The sequence below is a fragment of the Neobacillus massiliamazoniensis genome (assembly GCF_001048695.1).
Classification (GTDB): domain Bacteria; phylum Bacillota; class Bacilli; order Bacillales; family Cytobacillaceae; genus Neobacillus; species Neobacillus massiliamazoniensis.
Genome location: NZ_CVRB01000008.1, coordinates 37618 through 52844 on the forward strand (window position 1 = coordinate 37618; position 15227 = coordinate 52844).

The 15227-nt window shown below is 41.0% G+C and carries 28 protein-coding genes; all 28 read left to right on the plus strand.

The window, feature by feature from the left end; all coding sequences use genetic code 11:
- The first annotated feature begins 23 nt into the window (after positions 1-23).
- The 28 genes from rplB to BN1082_RS26265 all read left to right on the plus strand — a co-directional run bounded on the left by rplB (position 24) and on the right by BN1082_RS26265 (position 15216).
- Entirely contained in the window at positions 24-854 is an 831-nt protein-coding gene (gene rplB / locus BN1082_RS26130) for a 50S ribosomal protein L2 (protein ID WP_090640255.1), read from the plus strand.
- Between the two features lie 60 nt (positions 855-914).
- On the plus strand, positions 915-1193 hold the full coding sequence (gene rpsS, locus BN1082_RS26135; RefSeq protein WP_090640257.1) for a 30S ribosomal protein S19: 279 nt from the start codon (positions 915-917) through the stop codon (positions 1191-1193).
- Between the two features lie 17 nt (positions 1194-1210).
- Positions 1211-1552, plus strand: coding sequence for a 50S ribosomal protein L22 (gene rplV / locus BN1082_RS26140; RefSeq protein ID WP_090640259.1), 342 nt, complete (start codon positions 1211-1213; stop codon positions 1550-1552).
- Between the two features lie 3 nt (positions 1553-1555).
- Complete coding sequence (rpsC, locus tag BN1082_RS26145) at positions 1556-2212, plus strand: 30S ribosomal protein S3 (protein ID WP_090640262.1); 657 nt, start codon at positions 1556-1558, stop codon at positions 2210-2212.
- A gap of 2 nt (positions 2213-2214) precedes the next feature.
- Positions 2215-2649, plus strand: coding sequence for a 50S ribosomal protein L16 (rplP, locus tag BN1082_RS26150; protein ID WP_090640264.1), 435 nt, complete (start codon positions 2215-2217; stop codon positions 2647-2649).
- Positions 2639-2839, plus strand: coding sequence for a 50S ribosomal protein L29 (rpmC, locus tag BN1082_RS26155; RefSeq protein WP_090640267.1), 201 nt, complete (start codon positions 2639-2641; stop codon positions 2837-2839). The genes rplP and rpmC overlap by 11 nt, the downstream gene beginning before the upstream one ends.
- Positions 2840-2858: 19 nt before the next feature.
- Positions 2859-3122 carry a 30S ribosomal protein S17 gene (gene rpsQ, locus BN1082_RS26160; protein WP_042453972.1) on the plus strand — a complete coding sequence of 88 codons (264 nt, stop codon included), beginning with the start codon at positions 2859-2861 and terminating at the stop codon, positions 3120-3122.
- A gap of 38 nt (positions 3123-3160) precedes the next feature.
- Positions 3161-3529, plus strand: coding sequence for a 50S ribosomal protein L14 (gene rplN, locus BN1082_RS26165; protein WP_090640268.1), 369 nt, complete (start codon positions 3161-3163; stop codon positions 3527-3529).
- A 34-nt stretch (positions 3530-3563) separates the two neighbouring features.
- On the plus strand, positions 3564-3872 hold the full coding sequence (gene rplX / locus BN1082_RS26170) for a 50S ribosomal protein L24 (RefSeq protein WP_090640270.1): 309 nt from the start codon (positions 3564-3566) through the stop codon (positions 3870-3872).
- Between the two features lie 26 nt (positions 3873-3898).
- Positions 3899-4438 carry a 50S ribosomal protein L5 gene (gene rplE / locus BN1082_RS26175; RefSeq protein ID WP_090640273.1) on the plus strand — a complete coding sequence of 180 codons (540 nt, stop codon included), beginning with the start codon at positions 3899-3901 and terminating at the stop codon, positions 4436-4438.
- 24 nt (positions 4439-4462) lie between these two features.
- Positions 4463-4648, plus strand: coding sequence for a 30S ribosomal protein S14 (gene rpsN / locus BN1082_RS26180; RefSeq protein WP_001085700.1), 186 nt, complete (start codon positions 4463-4465; stop codon positions 4646-4648).
- A 30-nt stretch (positions 4649-4678) separates the two neighbouring features.
- Positions 4679-5077: a 30S ribosomal protein S8 gene (gene rpsH / locus BN1082_RS26185; protein ID WP_090640276.1), complete on the plus strand. Its 399-nt coding sequence runs from the start codon at positions 4679-4681 to the stop codon at positions 5075-5077.
- A 31-nt stretch (positions 5078-5108) separates the two neighbouring features.
- Positions 5109-5645, plus strand: coding sequence for a 50S ribosomal protein L6 (gene rplF / locus BN1082_RS26190; RefSeq protein ID WP_090640278.1), 537 nt, complete (start codon positions 5109-5111; stop codon positions 5643-5645).
- Positions 5646-5676: 31 nt separating this feature from the next.
- Positions 5677-6039, plus strand: a complete 363-nt coding sequence (gene rplR / locus BN1082_RS26195) for a 50S ribosomal protein L18 (protein WP_090640281.1) — start codon at positions 5677-5679, stop codon at positions 6037-6039.
- A gap of 24 nt (positions 6040-6063) precedes the next feature.
- Positions 6064-6564: a 30S ribosomal protein S5 gene (rpsE, locus tag BN1082_RS26200; RefSeq protein WP_090640284.1), complete on the plus strand. Its 501-nt coding sequence runs from the start codon at positions 6064-6066 to the stop codon at positions 6562-6564.
- Positions 6565-6577: 13 nt separating this feature from the next.
- Complete coding sequence (rpmD, locus tag BN1082_RS26205) at positions 6578-6760, plus strand: 50S ribosomal protein L30 (RefSeq protein ID WP_090640286.1); 183 nt, start codon at positions 6578-6580, stop codon at positions 6758-6760.
- A gap of 32 nt (positions 6761-6792) precedes the next feature.
- On the plus strand, positions 6793-7233 hold the full coding sequence (rplO, locus tag BN1082_RS26210) for a 50S ribosomal protein L15 (protein WP_090640289.1): 441 nt from the start codon (positions 6793-6795) through the stop codon (positions 7231-7233).
- Positions 7233-8528, plus strand: a complete 1296-nt coding sequence (secY, locus tag BN1082_RS26215) for a preprotein translocase subunit SecY (protein WP_090640292.1) — start codon at positions 7233-7235, stop codon at positions 8526-8528. The genes rplO and secY overlap by 1 nt, the downstream gene beginning before the upstream one ends.
- Before the next feature lie 59 nt (positions 8529-8587).
- Entirely contained in the window at positions 8588-9238 is a 651-nt protein-coding gene (locus BN1082_RS26220) for an adenylate kinase (protein ID WP_090640294.1), read from the plus strand.
- Between the two features lie 274 nt (positions 9239-9512).
- Positions 9513-9731, plus strand: a complete 219-nt coding sequence (infA, locus tag BN1082_RS26225; RefSeq protein ID WP_007085268.1) for a translation initiation factor IF-1 — start codon at positions 9513-9515, stop codon at positions 9729-9731.
- Positions 9732-9767: 36 nt separating this feature from the next.
- On the plus strand, positions 9768-9881 hold the full coding sequence (gene rpmJ, locus BN1082_RS26230) for a 50S ribosomal protein L36 (RefSeq protein ID WP_000868344.1): 114 nt from the start codon (positions 9768-9770) through the stop codon (positions 9879-9881).
- Between the two features lie 23 nt (positions 9882-9904).
- Positions 9905-10270, plus strand: coding sequence for a 30S ribosomal protein S13 (rpsM, locus tag BN1082_RS26235; protein ID WP_026574108.1), 366 nt, complete (start codon positions 9905-9907; stop codon positions 10268-10270).
- Between the two features lie 22 nt (positions 10271-10292).
- On the plus strand, positions 10293-10682 hold the full coding sequence (gene rpsK / locus BN1082_RS26240; protein WP_090640297.1) for a 30S ribosomal protein S11: 390 nt from the start codon (positions 10293-10295) through the stop codon (positions 10680-10682).
- A 176-nt stretch (positions 10683-10858) separates the two neighbouring features.
- On the plus strand, positions 10859-11803 hold the full coding sequence (locus tag BN1082_RS26245; RefSeq protein WP_090640300.1) for a DNA-directed RNA polymerase subunit alpha: 945 nt from the start codon (positions 10859-10861) through the stop codon (positions 11801-11803).
- A 63-nt stretch (positions 11804-11866) separates the two neighbouring features.
- Positions 11867-12229: a 50S ribosomal protein L17 gene (gene rplQ / locus BN1082_RS26250; protein ID WP_090640303.1), complete on the plus strand. Its 363-nt coding sequence runs from the start codon at positions 11867-11869 to the stop codon at positions 12227-12229.
- A gap of 508 nt (positions 12230-12737) precedes the next feature.
- Positions 12738-13568: an energy-coupling factor ABC transporter ATP-binding protein gene (locus tag BN1082_RS26255; protein ID WP_090640304.1), complete on the plus strand. Its 831-nt coding sequence runs from the start codon at positions 12738-12740 to the stop codon at positions 13566-13568.
- The gene (locus BN1082_RS26260; protein WP_090640307.1) at positions 13553-14422 is read left to right on the plus strand and encodes an energy-coupling factor ABC transporter ATP-binding protein; all 870 of its coding nucleotides are present in this window, start codon (positions 13553-13555) and stop codon (positions 14420-14422) included. The genes BN1082_RS26255 and BN1082_RS26260 overlap by 16 nt, the downstream gene beginning before the upstream one ends.
- Positions 14419-15216 (plus strand): energy-coupling factor transporter transmembrane component T family protein, encoded by a 798-nt coding sequence (locus BN1082_RS26265; RefSeq protein ID WP_090640309.1) that lies wholly within the window; start codon positions 14419-14421, stop codon positions 15214-15216. The genes BN1082_RS26260 and BN1082_RS26265 overlap by 4 nt, the downstream gene beginning before the upstream one ends.
- Positions 15217-15227 lie beyond the last annotated feature (11 nt).

Below are 15227 nucleotides of genomic sequence, written 5' to 3' on the forward strand. Positions count from 1 at the left end.
AACAAGAAGAGGAGGGAAATAAAATGGCGATTAAAAAATACAAACCTACCTCTAATGGTCGTCGCGGCATGACAGTATCTGATTTCGCTGAAATCACAACTAGCACTCCGGAAAAATCACTTTTAGCTCCATTAAAGAGCAAAGGTGGCCGTAACAACCAAGGTAAGTTAACTGTTCGTCATCAAGGTGGCGGTCATAAGCGTCAGTATCGTTTAATTGATTTTAAACGTAACAAAGATGGCATTCCAGGACGCGTTGCCACTATCGAGTACGATCCAAATCGTTCTGCAAATATTGCATTAATTAATTATGTTGATGGAGAAAAGCGTTATATCTTAGCTCCTAAAAACTTAGAAGTGGGCATGGAAGTTATGTCTGGCCCAGAAGCAGATATTAAAGTAGGAAATGCACTTCCACTTGCTAATATCCCTGTTGGTACTGTTGTTCACAACATCGAGTTGAAGCCTGGTAAAGGCGGTCAATTAGTCCGTTCTGCTGGTACTTCAGCCCAAGTTCTTGGTAAAGAAGGCAAATACGTACTAGTACGTTTAACTTCTGGTGAAACTCGTATGATCCTTGCTGAATGCCGTGCTTCTATAGGTCAAGTTGGTAACGAGCAGCACGAGTTAATCAACATTGGTAAAGCTGGACGTTCACGCTGGTTAGGCATTCGCCCAACTGTTCGTGGATCTGTTATGAACCCTAACGATCACCCACACGGTGGTGGTGAAGGTCGTTCTCCAATCGGACGTAAGTCACCAATGTCTCCATGGGGTAAACCAACTCTTGGATACAAAACTCGTAAGAAGAAAAACAAATCAGATAAATTTATCGTGCGTCGTCGTAAAAAATAACGGGGTTGAACTACGGTTCACTGAACGAACCGTAGACCAATCACGAAGGGAGGTTCCTTCATGGGTCGCAGCTTAAAAAAAGGACCATTTGTTGATGATCATTTAATGGTTAAGGTCGAAAAGTTAAATGAAACTGAGGGTAAGCAAGTTATTAAAACTTGGTCTCGTCGTTCTACGATCTTCCCACAATTTATTGGTCACACAATCGCAGTATATGATGGCCGTAAACATGTGCCTGTATATGTTACTGAAGACATGGTAGGACACAAGCTTGGAGAATTCGCTCCAACACGTGCTTACAAAGGCCACGGTAACGATGATAAGAAAACAAGACGTTAAGAGAGGAGGGCATCCACATGCAAGCTAAAGCTGTTGCAAGAACAGTTCGTATTGCTCCTCGTAAAGCACGTTTAGTCGTCGATTTAATTCGAGGAAAGCAAGTTGGTGAAGCGGTAGCGATTTTAAATCTTACTCCTAGGGCTGCTTCTCCAATCGTAGAAAAAGTACTTAAATCCGCTATGGCAAACGCCGAGCATAACTATGAAATGGACGTAAATAACTTGGTAGTTGCTCAAGCTTTTGTTGACGAAGGACCAACCTTAAAACGTTTCCGTCCTCGCGCAATGGGCCGTGCAAGCCAAATTAACAAGCGTACTAGCCACATTACAATTGTTTTATCTGAAAAGAAGGAGGGATAATCAGTGGGTCAAAAAGTAAATCCAGTCGGATTGCGTATCGGGATCATCCGTGATTGGGAATCAAAATGGTACGCAGGTAAAGACTTTGCTGAGCTTTTACACGAAGACATTAGAGTTCGTGAGTACATCACGAAACGTTTAAAAGATGCTTCTGTTTCTAAAGTAGAAATCGAACGTGCTGCTAACCGTGTTAATGTTACCATCCATACAGCTAAGCCTGGTATGGTAATTGGTAAAGGTGGTACTGAAGTTGAAGCTCTTCGTAAAGCATTAAATCAACTTACTGGCAAACGTGTTCATATCAACATTCTTGAAATCAAAAGAGCAGATGTTGATGCGAAACTAGTTGCTGAAAATATTGCTCGTCAATTAGAAAACCGTGTTTCTTTCCGTCGTGCACAAAAACAAGCAATTCAACGTGCTATGCGTGCTGGTGCGAAAGGTATTAAAACAATGGTATCCGGTCGTTTAGGCGGCGCTGATATTGCTCGTGCAGAACACTACAGCGAAGGAACTGTTCCACTTCATACTCTTCGCGCTGACATCGACTATGCTACTGCTGAAGCTGATACTACTTATGGTAAGCTTGGCGTGAAAGTATGGATCTATCGTGGAGAAGTCCTTCCTACTAAGAAGAAAAATGCGGAAGGAGGCAAATAATTATGTTATTGCCAAAACGCGTAAAATATCGCCGTGAACATCGCGGTAAAATGCGTGGAAACGCAAAAGGCGGTGCCGAAGTATCATTCGGTGAATACGGCCTACAATCATTAGAAGCTTCATGGATTACTAACCGCCAAATCGAAGCTGCTCGTATTGCCATGACTCGTTATATGAAACGTGGCGGTAAAGTATGGATTAAAATTTTCCCTCATAAGCCTTATACAGCTAAGCCACTAGAAGTGCGGATGGGTTCCGGTAAAGGGGCACCTGAAGGCTGGGTAGCAGTTGTTAAGCCTGGAAGAATTATGTTTGAAATCGCTGGCGTTTCTGAAGAAATCGCACGTGAAGCACTTCGTCTTGCATCACACAAACTTCCTGTAAAATGTAAGTTTGTAAAACGAGAAGAAATTGGTGGTGAATCAAATGAAAGCTAATGAACTTCGTGACCTTACCACTGCTGAAATTGAACAAAAAGTAAAATCGTTAAAAGAAGAGCTTTTCAACCTTCGCTTTCAATTGGCGACAGGACAACTTGAAAATACAGCTCGTATTCGTGAAGTGCGCAAAGCGCTTGCTCGCATGAAAACTGTGATTCGCGAAAGAGAAATCAGCGTTAACAAGTAAATGAGAGGAGGTTCACATAATGAGTGAACGTAACCAACGCAAAGTTTACACTGGACGCGTTGTTTCTGACAAAATGGATAAAACCGTTACTGTTCTTGTTGAAACATATAAAAAGCATCCTCTTTACGGTAAACGCGTTAAATACTCTAAAAAGTTTAAAGCTCATGATGAGCAAAACCAAGCAAAAGTTGGCGACATCGTGCGTATCATGGAAACTCGCCCACTTTCCGCTACGAAACGCTTCCGTTTAGTTGAAGTTGTAGAAAAAGCAGTTATTATTTAATTGTTCGGATTAGGTTCATCCGAAGGGAGGTTACACACATGATTCAACAAGAATCACGTTTAAAGGTTGCTGACAACTCTGGTGCACGTGAAGTCCTTACTATTAAAGTCCTTGGTGGTTCCGGCCGCAAAACTGCTGGTATCGGTGACATTATTGTTTGTACGGTAAAACAAGCAACACCAGGTGGCGTTGTTAAAAAAGGTGATGTTGTTAAAGCAGTTATCGTTCGTACAAAGAGCGCTGTTCGCCGCCCAGACGGTTCTTACATTCGTTTTGATGAAAACGCATGTGTCATCATTAAAGATGATAAGAGCCCACGCGGAACTCGTATCTTCGGACCAGTTGCTCGCGAATTGCGCGACAACAACTTCATGAAAATTGTTTCTTTAGCTCCAGAAGTACTATAATAAAATTTAATTGCCTTTAAGGAGGTGCTTTCGGATGCATGTGAAAAAAGGCGACAAGGTAAGAGTGATCTCTGGTAAGGATAAAGGCAAAACAGGCGTAATCCTAGCTGCCTATCCAAAAGAAGCCCGCGTACTTGTTGAAGGTATTAACATCGTGAAAAAACACGCTAAACCTTCTCAAGTGAATCCGCAAGGCGGAATCATTAGCCAAGAGGCTCCGATTCATGTATCAAACGTTATGCCAATCGATCCTAAGTCTGGCAATCCAACTCGTGTTGGATACCAAGTGGTTGATGGTAAAAAAGTCCGCGTAGCAAAATCCGGTGACGTTCTAGATAAATAGTTTAAATTAGAAGGGAGGTACAATGAATGAGCCGCCTAAAAGATAAGTATGTAAAAGAAATTACTCCTGCTCTTATGAGCAAGTTTAATTATAATTCAGTTATGCAAGTCCCAAAACTTGAAAAAATCGTGATAAACATGGGTGTTGGTGATGCCGTTCAAAACGCGAAAGCACTTGATAATGCGGTGGAAGAACTAACACAAATTACAGGACAAAAACCTGTAGTTACTCGTGCGAAAAAGTCGATCGCTGGCTTCCGTCTTCGCGAAGGTATGCCAATCGGCGCAAAAGTTACTCTTCGCGGTGCACGCATGTACGAATTCATGGATAAATTAGTTTCTGTTTCTTTACCTCGTGTACGTGACTTCCGTGGTGTTTCTAAGAAAGCATTCGATGGTCGTGGTAACTATACTTTGGGTGTAAAAGAACAATTAATCTTCCCTGAAATTGATTACGATAAAGTAACCAAAGTTCGTGGTATGGATATCGTTATTGTAACGACTGCAAACACTGATGAAGAATCTCGAGAACTTTTAACTCAAATTGGAATGCCGTTCCAAAAGTAATCCTTAAATAAGGGAGGCGAAAACGTGGCTAAAAAGTCAATGATTGCGAAACAAAAACGCACGCCTAAATTCAAAGTACAAGAGTACACACGCTGCGAACGCTGCGGACGTCCACACTCTGTATACCGCAAATTTAAGCTTTGCCGTATTTGTTTCCGTGAATTAGCATACAAAGGACAAATTCCTGGTGTTAAAAAAGCTAGCTGGTAAAACTAGAGGCTGTGGAAGGAGGTAAAAATAATGGTCATGACAGATCCTATTGCTGATATGCTTACTCGCATTCGTAATGCGAACATGGTACGTCACGAAAAATTAGAAGTGCCTGCTTCTAATGTGAAGAAACAAATCGCTGAAATTCTAAAGCGTGAAGGTTTCGTACGTGACTTCGAATTTATCGAAGACAACAAACAAGGTATTATCCGTATCTTCTTAAAATACGGTGCAAATAACGAACGTGTTATTACTGGGTTGAAGCGCATAAGCAAACCTGGACTTCGCGTATATGCAAAATCTAATGAGGTACCACGTGTCCTTAACGGTCTTGGTATCGCGCTAGTATCAACATCACAAGGTGTTATCACAGATAAAGAAGCTCGCTCCAAACAAATCGGCGGAGAAGTATTAGCTTACGTTTGGTAAACTTGTATCTGAATGAATGGAGGTGCAATAAATGTCTCGTATAGGGAAAAAACCGATTGAAATTCCTGCAGGAGTTACAGTTACTGTTAACAATAGTGCTGTTATCGTAAAAGGACCAAAAGGTGAACTTACTCGTACTTTTAATCCTGATATCGATATCAAAGTTGAAGATAATATCATCAATATCTCTCGTCCATCTGATGAGAAAAAACACCGCGCATTGCACGGAACAACTCGTGCAGTCCTCGCCAATATGGTTGAAGGTGTTTCCAATGGTTTCGCAAGAAATTTAGAATTAATCGGGGTTGGATACCGTGCTTCTAAGCAAGGTAACAAACTTGTATTAAACGTTGGATACTCTCACCCAGTTGAAATTGAACCTGAAAAAGGCTTAGAAATTGAAGTGCCTACGAATACAAAGGTCACTGTAAAAGGTACTGACAAAGAACGCGTTGGTGCATTAGCTGCCAATATTCGTGGAGTTCGTCCTCCAGAGCCTTATAAAGGTAAAGGGATTCGTTACGAAGGTGAATTCGTTCGCCGTAAGGAAGGTAAAACAGGTAAGTAATGCCTTATTTGTAAAGAAAGGAGTGACGTAAATGATTACGAAGCTTGATAAAAACGCTACTCGCAAGAAAAGACATGCTCGTGTTCGTGCGAAACTTAGCGGAACTTCAGCTCGTCCACGTCTTAATGTGTTTCGTTCAAACAAACATATTTATGCTCAAGTAATCGATGACCTAAATGGTGTTACTTTAGCAAGTGCTTCTACTTTAGACAAAGATTTATCTCTTGATTCTACAAGTAACGTTGAAGCTGCCAAAAAGGTCGGAGAATTAGTAGCAAAACGTGCGGTAGAAAAAGGTATCACTGCTGTTGTCTTTGATCGTGGAGGCTACCTATATCACGGACGTATTCAAGTATTAGCAGATGCAGCCCGCGAAAACGGCTTACAATTTTAATAGACAAAGGAGGGACACAAAAAGATGCGTCGTATTGATCCAAACAAACTTGAACTAGAAGAACGCGTAGTAACGGTTAACCGTGTTGCTAAAGTTGTAAAAGGCGGACGTCGTTTCCGTTTCACTGCTCTTGTAGTAGTTGGAGATAAAAACGGTCATGTCGGGTTTGGTACTGGTAAAGCGCAAGAAGTACCAGATGCAATTCGTAAAGCAATTGAAGATGCAAAGAAAAACTTGGTTGAAGTCCCAATGGTTGGAACAACTGTTCCTCACCTAGTAATTGGACGTTTTGGTGCTGGCGAAATCCTTCTAAAACCTGCTTCTGAAGGTACAGGAGTTATCGCTGGTGGTCCGGTTCGTGCCGTTCTTGAGTTAGCTGGGATAGCTGATATCCTTTCTAAGTCACTAGGAACAAATACCCCAATCAACATGGTTCGTGCAACCGTTGAGGGGTTAAAACAATTAAAACGTGCTGAGGACGTAGCAAAATTACGTGGTAAATCAGTAGAAGAACTGTTAGGATAAGGAGGGAAATCAAATGGCGAATAAACTTTTAATTACCCTCAACCGTAGTGTCATTGGTCGCCCCGAGGACCAACGCGCAACAGTTACAGCTTTAGGTTTACGAAAAATTCATCAAACAGTTGAGCAATCAGATAACGCTGCTATTCGCGGTATGATTAACAAAGTTGCTCACCTTGTAACAGTAAAAGAACAATAATGGTTTGTTTTCTTTCATAAGGAGGTGCCAATATGAAACTTCATGAATTAAAACCTGCGGAGGGTTCTCGTCAAGAACGTAAACGTAAGGGACGCGGCATTGGTTCTGGTAACGGAAAAACTGCTGGAAAAGGTCATAAAGGTCAAAATGCCCGCTCTGGTGGTGGTGTACGTCTTGGATTCGAGGGTGGTCAAACACCTTTATTCCGTCGTTTACCTAAACGTGGTTTTACCAATATCAACCGTGTAGAGTACGCTGTTGTCAATCTTGATGCATTAAACCGCTTTGAAGTCGGTACAGAAGTTACTCCAGAACTTCTGATCGAAACAGGCGTTGTAAGTAACGAAAAAGCAGGAATCAAAATTCTTGCTAAAGGAACGCTAGAGAAAAAATTGACTGTTAAAGCTCATAAATTTTCCTCTGCCGCTAAGGAAGCAATCGAAGCTGCTGGTGGAACTACTGAGGTGCTCTAATGTTTCAGACGATCTCCAATTTTATGCGCGTGGGTGATATAAGACGTAAGATTATATACACCCTTTTAATGTTAGTCGTATTTCGACTTGGTACGTTTATTCCGGTACCGAATGTAAATGCAGATTTACTAGGTGCTCAAGATAAACTTAGTGTATTTGGTGTTTTAAATACCTTTGGCGGTGGAGCGTTAAAAAAATTCTCCATCTTTGCCATGGGGATTATGCCGTATATTACTGCATCAATTATTATTCAGCTTTTGCAAATGGACGTTGTTCCGAAATTAACGGAATGGTCGAAACAAGGGGAAGCTGGTCGTCGAAAAACGGCTCAATTGACTCGCTATATGACTATCGTACTTGGATTTATTGAAGCACTTGGGATGTCATATGGTTTTAATAATTTAGCCGGCGGTCAATTAATTAAAAACCCTGGAATTGGAACGTATTTATTAATCGCTGTTGTGTTAACGGCCGGAACTTCTTTCTTGATGTGGTTAGGGGAGCAGATTACTGAAAAAGGTGTTGGAAATGGAATTTCTATTATCATCTTTGCAGGTATTGTTGCAAATATCCCAACGACCGTTACTCAATATTTAACTCAACAATTTACGAATGCAGGAGATGCATTATTCTTACGGATTGTAACTGTAGTCATCATTGCTATTGCCATCATTGCGATTATTGTTGGGGTTATTTTTTTCCAACAAGCGAACCGTAAGATTCCTATCCAGTATGCAAAGCACATGGTTGCTGGTCGTAATCCGGTTGGGGGACAATCTACGCATATGCCGTTAAAGGTAAATGCTGCGGGTGTTATCCCTGTCATCTTCGCCGTTTCGTTTATCGTTACACCGAGGACGATTGCATCATTCTTCCCACAGAATAGTGTAACAACTTGGATTATGAATGTATTTGATTATACCAAACCAGTTGGTATGATTATTTATGCAGCATTAATCATTGCTTTTACGTATTTCTATGCTTTTATTCAGGTAAATCCGGAACAAGCTGCGGAAAACTTGCAAAAGCAAAGCGGATATATTCCTGGTATTCGTCCAGGGAAAAGTACGCAGGAATACTTAACACGCGTTTTATATCGTTTAACCTTTGTCGGTTCACTTTTCCTAGCTGTTGTTGCAGTCATGCCTGTTTTATTTATAAAATTTGCAAACCTGCCGCAATCAGCACAGATCGGCGGAACAAGCTTGCTCATCCTCGTCGGTGTTGCCCTCGATACGATGAAACAACTTGAAGCACAATTGGTTAAACGTCATTATAAAGGCTTTATAAAATAGAATGGTTTTAGGGACCTAATGGGCCCTGAAACCTATTTATAGCACGAGGGGGAACACGTGTGAATTTAGTATTAATGGGGCTTCCAGGTGCCGGTAAAGGCACGCAGGCCGAAAAAATCGTCGAGAAATACGGCATCCCTCATATCTCTACCGGAGATATGTTCCGTGCAGCGATTAAAGAAGGAACGGAACTAGGCAGAAAAGCAAAATCCTTTATGGATAAAGGTGAACTTGTTCCAGATGAAGTCACCATTGGAATTGTTCGTGAACGATTATGTAAAGCTGATTGTCAAAAGGGTTTTTTACTTGATGGCTTTCCTAGAACAGTACCTCAAGCAGAAGCTTTGGAAAATCTTCTTGTTGAATTAGATAGAGTGATCAATTATGTGATCAATATTGATGTTGATAAGGGCATTTTATTGGAGCGCTTGACGGGCCGCCGTATTTGTAAGGATTGTGGCGCTACTTATCATCTTGTTTTTAATCCTCCGGCAAAAGAGGGCGTATGTGACCGTTGCGGCGGAGAACTATACCAAAGAGCAGATGATAACGAAGAGACTGTTCAAAATCGTTTAGATGTTAACATCAAACAGTCCAAACCATTATTGGATTTTTATGAAACAAAGGGTTATTTACGTACGATTGATGGTCAGCAGGATATTCATAAAGTATTTGCTGATATCGAGCAATTATTCGGGGGCTTACATTAATGATTCCTTGCAATACCCCGAAAAACCGGGCATGCGACTCTCGAACATCTCCCATAAGGTTCATAAGTATGCGAAAACATATGGCTTTTCTATTGTACTGAGTATGTAGGACCGAGAGTTGGGCAAGACTTCATGAGGAAACCTGTATTACTCATAATGTAGAAATTACTTGCGGACAAAGACAAAACAATATGTTAAAATTGTAAGGTTGCTAATACTGTACGAATGAAAAGACCTGCTTACTATGTTTGACAAAAGAAGGGAGATGCGATCGATGGCCAAAGATGATGTAATTGAAATTGAGGGTAAAGTAATTGAAACTTTGCCAAATGCAATGTTTAAGGTAGAATTAGAAAATGGTCATACTGTGTTAGCTCATGTTTCTGGTAAAATTCGGATGCACTTCATTCGAATTCTTCCGGGTGACAAGGTGACTGTTGAGCTTTCTCCATATGACTTAACTCGCGGTAGAATTACGTACCGTTTTAAATAATCTGTTGCACTCCGTACTATTAAGGAGGTTAGGATAATGAAAGTAAGACCATCTGTAAAACCGATCTGCGAAAAGTGCAAAGTTATCCGTAGACGCGGAAAAGTTATGGTTATCTGCGAAAACCCTAAACATAAACAAAAACAAGGTTAATACTGAAGGAGGTGCGCTTAAATATGGCACGTATTGCTGGTGTAGATATTCCACGTGAAAAGCGTGTGGTTATCTCTTTAACATATATTTATGGTATTGGTAAAAATACTGCTCAAAAGATCTTGGCAGAAGCTGGCGTTTCTGAAGATACTAGAGTTCGTGATTTAACAGAAGACGAATTAAATAAAATCCGTGACATCATCGACAAGTTAAAGGTTGAAGGAGATCTTCGTCGTGAGATTTCTTTAAACATTAAGCGATTGATGGAAATCGGCTGCTACCGTGGATTACGTCATCGTCGTGGTTTACCGGTTCGTGGACAAAATACGAAAAACAACGCTCGTACTCGCAAAGGTCCTCGTAAGACTGTTGCGAACAAGAAGAAGTAATCGGCAAAGGAGGTTAATGTAAATGGCACGTAAAACAAATACACGTAAACGTCGTGTTAAAAAGAATATTGAAGCAGGTATTGCTCATATCCGTTCAACTTTTAACAATACGATCGTAACCATCACTGATGTTCATGGTAATGCGATTTCATGGTCAAGTGCAGGTGCACTAGGATTTAAAGGTTCACGTAAATCCACTCCATATGCTGCACAAATGGCCGCTGAAACAGCTGCAAAAACTTCGATTGAACACGGTATGAAAACATTAGAAGTAACCGTTAAAGGACCTGGTGCAGGCCGTGAAGCTGCAATTCGTGCACTTCAAGCTGCTGGTCTTGAAGTAACAGCTATCAAAGACGTTACACCTGTTCCTCATAATGGATGCCGTCCACCAAAACGTCGTCGTGTTTAATTTTTCTGTATAAAATTTGTATCATCCGTCTATAATGGGATATGATACTTGTTTTATGCCTTTTTTACAGAAGATTTATTCCAGTTGTTGTGCACAAAACGGGAACGTATACATGGGGGAATTTCGATTAGGGATTTACTAGTCGAGGTTTCGACGTTTTGAAGGAGGGTTAGTTGATGATCGAAATAGAAAAACCAAAAATCGAGACGGTTGAGATCAGCGATGATGCCAAGTACGGTAAGTTCGTCGTAGAGCCACTTGAGCGTGGATATGGTACCACTTTGGGTAACTCCTTACGTCGTATCCTATTATCTTCACTCCCAGGTGCAGCTGTAACATCGATTCAGGTCGATGGGGTACTTCACGAGTTCTCAACAATTGAAGGCGTCGTAGAGGACGTAACCTCCATCATCTTAAACATTAAAAAAATAGCTTTAAAAATCTACTCTGACGAAGAGAAAACACTTGAAATTGATGTTCAGGGCGAAGGACCGGTTACGGCAGGAAACATTACCCATGACAGTGATGTTGAAATTTTAAACCCTGATCTTCAAATTGCTACATTAGCAGCAAACGGACATCTTCGGATGCGGTTAACAGCTAGACGCGGTCGCGGCTATACACCGGCTGACCAAAACAAAAGAGAGGATCAGCCAATTGGTGTGATTCCGATTGATTCCATCTATACTCCGATTTCTCGTGTGTCCTATCAGGTAGAGAATACCCGTGTTGGTCAAATGACAAACTATGATAAGCTGACACTTGATGTTTGGACAGATGGAAGCACTGGGCCAAAAGAAGCAATTGCTCTTGGTTCAAAAATTTTAACTGAGCATTTGAATATTTTCGTAGGTATGACCGACGAAGCTCAGAATGCTGAAATAATGATTGAAAAAGAAGAAGACCAGAAAGAAAAAGTTCTTGAAATGACAATTGAGGAGCTTGATCTATCCGTTCGTTCGTATAACTGCTTAAAACGTGCTGGTATCAACACTGTTCAGGAATTAGCGAATAAGACTGAAGAAGATATGATGAAGGTTCGGAATTTAGGCCGCAAATCACTTGAAGAAGTGAAAGCAAAATTAGAAGAGCTGGGATTAGGCTTGCGAAAAGATGATTAACCTAGATTAATCTTTATCGCTATCCTCTCTGATTAATGACTTCAACAAAGGAGGGAACCCTTCATGGCATACAGAAAGTTAGGACGCACAAGTGCACAACGTAAAGCTATGCTACGTGATTTAACAACAGATTTAATTATTAATGAGCGCATTGAAACAACAGAAACTCGTGCGAAAGAAATTCGTTCAACTGTTGAGAAGATGATCACTTTAGGCAAACGCGGTGACATGCATGCTCGTCGTCAAGCTGCTTCTTACGTTCGTAATGAAGTTGCTAATGCTGAAAATGGTCAAGATGCAGTACAAAAACTTTTCGCTGATATCGCTCCACGTTATCAAGAGCGTCAAGGCGGATATACTCGAATCATGAAAATTGGACCACGCCGCGGTGACGCTGCACCAATGGTTATTATCGAGTTAGTTTAATACTATTTCACAGACAACAAGGGCGCTGGACAGTTTACTAACAAACTTGTTCTTTGCCCTTTTTCTGTAAGTGAATTCTATAATACGTACGAAGCAAGCCAAGCGAGTGTTATGATGAGCGTGACTCCTTTTTTGGAGCATTTGTAGAGAGTAACTATCTCTTTGGAAGGAAGAAGCTTTTCCTTTTCACGTCTCGTCTAGCTCTGGTGCACCTCTCCTATTTCTATTTTAGGAAATTCCGTTAGTAGGCAGATGAAAATCGTTTTTTGCCTAGGGAGAGGTGCAGGCTTTTTTTGTTAGAATCAGATTTTCTATTATTGAACTTCGAGAAATGTCTAACTCAAGCGCCAAGCCCTTCTATGGTAATAAGACACTCCCAAAAGGAAGTCAAAAAGCGCATTTTCTCTTGGGAGCATTTTATGCTTTCTTGTTGGGGCTGACCAAGGTGCTTGCGTTTTCTTAAAATAGACTAGAATAGTTGAGACTAGGTGAGGGGAGGATTCGTGCTTTGAAAAAATCGATTGTATCTCTAAAGGGTGTTTGTTTTCAATATGATACAGGGGACAGGTATGCGCTTAATAATGTCTCCTTCGATATTTACGAAGGCGAATGGCTGGCGATTGTCGGGCATAATGGATCTGGAAAATCGACGATGGCTAAGCTGTTAAACGGGCTGCATTTCCCAAATCAAGGGGAAATCAATGTGTGTGGCAGCAAACTAACCGAAGAATCCGTTTGGGATATTCGGAGCAAATTAGGGATGGTTTTTCAAAACCCGGATAATCAATTCGTTGGTACCTCGGTTCAGGATGATGTGGCTTTTGGTTTAGAAAATCACGGAATACCTAGAGATGAAATGGTCCAACGGGTCGAGGATTCACTTAAAAGAGTGAAAATGGATCGTTTTCTTAATCAAGAGCCCCACCATCTATCAGGCGGTCAAAAGCAGCGGGTAGCAATTGCGGGAGTCCTTGCTTTGAGACCCGCGATTATTATTTTAGATGAAGCGACTTCGATGCTAGACCCTAGAGGGCGTGAAGAAGTATTAGAGACTGTCCGCCAATTAAAGGATGAAAAATCGTTAACAGTAATCTCGATTACGCATGATTTAGAGGAAGCGGCCAAAGCTGACAGGATTATCGTGATGAATAAAGGTGAAGTATTCCGGGAAGGATCACCTGAGGAAATTTTCTCAATGGATGAACAATTAATTCAGTTAGGGCTTGATATTCCATTCTCAGTAAAAATGAGTAAAGCATTTCGTCAAAATGGGATTCATTTTTCAAAGCACTATTTATCAGAAGAAGAGTTGGTGAATGAGCTATGGACATCGCGCTAACACATGTAGATTTTCGCTATCAGGCAAACACCCCCTTTGAACACCTTGCCATTCAAGATGTTTCCATAGATATCCCGACAGGTACCTACATGGCAATCATTGGACATACCGGCTCTGGAAAATCCACTGTTTTGCAGCATTTAAATGCTCTCCTTCAGCCAACTGATGGCAGCGTTAGGATTGGGGAGCGTGAATTGAAGGCAAAGCAAAAAAATAAAAATCTTAAACCAATCCGCCAAAAGGTAGGGATTGTTTTTCAATTTCCTGAGCATCAATTGTTTGAAGAAACGGTTGAAAAGGATATTATCTTTGGACCGATGAATTTTGGGGTATCAGAAGGAGAAGCGAAAAAGAGGGCGCGAATGGCTCTCAATCATGTAGGCTTACAGGAAGAAATTTTAGAAAAGTCTCCTTTTGATTTGTCAGGCGGCCAAATGCGCAGGGTTGCGATTGCGGGTGTTCTGGCCATGGACCCAGAAGTAATCGTATTGGACGAGCCTACGGCTGGACTCGACCCACGCGGACGCAAGGAGATTATGGATATGTTTTACCATCTCCATAAGGAACGTAACCTTTCTACGATCCTGGTAACTCACAGTATGGAGGATGCCGCTAGATACGCAGATCAAATTGTCATCATGCAGCATGGCAAAGTAATGAAAAAAGGTACACCGCAAGAGATTTTTTCTGCACCTTCGGACTTGATTCAAATGGGGCTCGACGTACCAGAGGTGGTTCGCTTTCAGCTTAAATTAGAGAAAAGAATGGGCAAGAAATTAGGAAAAATCTTTTTGTCGATTGATGAGTTATCAAAAGCGGTGACAGATTTTTTACAAAGTGGTGAGCGGGTATGATGGAAAAAATGATCTTTGGCCGATATGTACCTGCTGACTCTTCGATTCATAAGCTCGACCCCCGCTCGAAGCTAATCATTATTTTTTTATTTGTGTGTATTATTTTTCTCGCAAATAATGGTGTAACATACGCACTTATAGCGATATATACTTTTATGATGCTCGGACTGTCACGAATCCCGGTTCGTTTTTTGTACGCAGGTTTAAGACCAGTCATTTGGCTTGTCCTTTTCACATTAGTTTTGCAATTGTTTTTTACAAAGAGTGGGAATTTATTATATGAGCTAGGCCCTATTAAAATTTATGATGAAGGTGTTAAACAAGGAATCTTTATCTCATTACGATTCTTTTTCCTTATATTAATGACATCCTTATTAACATTAACAACGACACCTATTGAAATAACAGATGGATTGGAAACATTGTTAAATCCATTAAAAAAGGTCCGTTTTCCCGTACATGAAATGGCGTTGATGATGTCCATTTCCTTACGTTTTATCCCAACCCTTATGGAAGAGACCGACAAAATTATGAAGGCGCAAATAGCCCGTGGAGTGGAATTTAATTCCGGTCCCATCAAAGATCGAATTAAAGCAGTTATTCCTCTGTTAATCCCATTGTTTGTCAGTGCGTTTAAACGAGCTGAGGAGCTCGCTATTGCGATGGAGGCAAGAGGATATCGTGGCGGTGAGGGAAGAACAAAGTATCGGCAGTTAAGCTGGAGCGTTCCTGATTCACTTCAAATTGTGTTCCTAGCCATTTTAACCATTCTCTTACTATTATTTCGTAAATGATGGAGCGATAT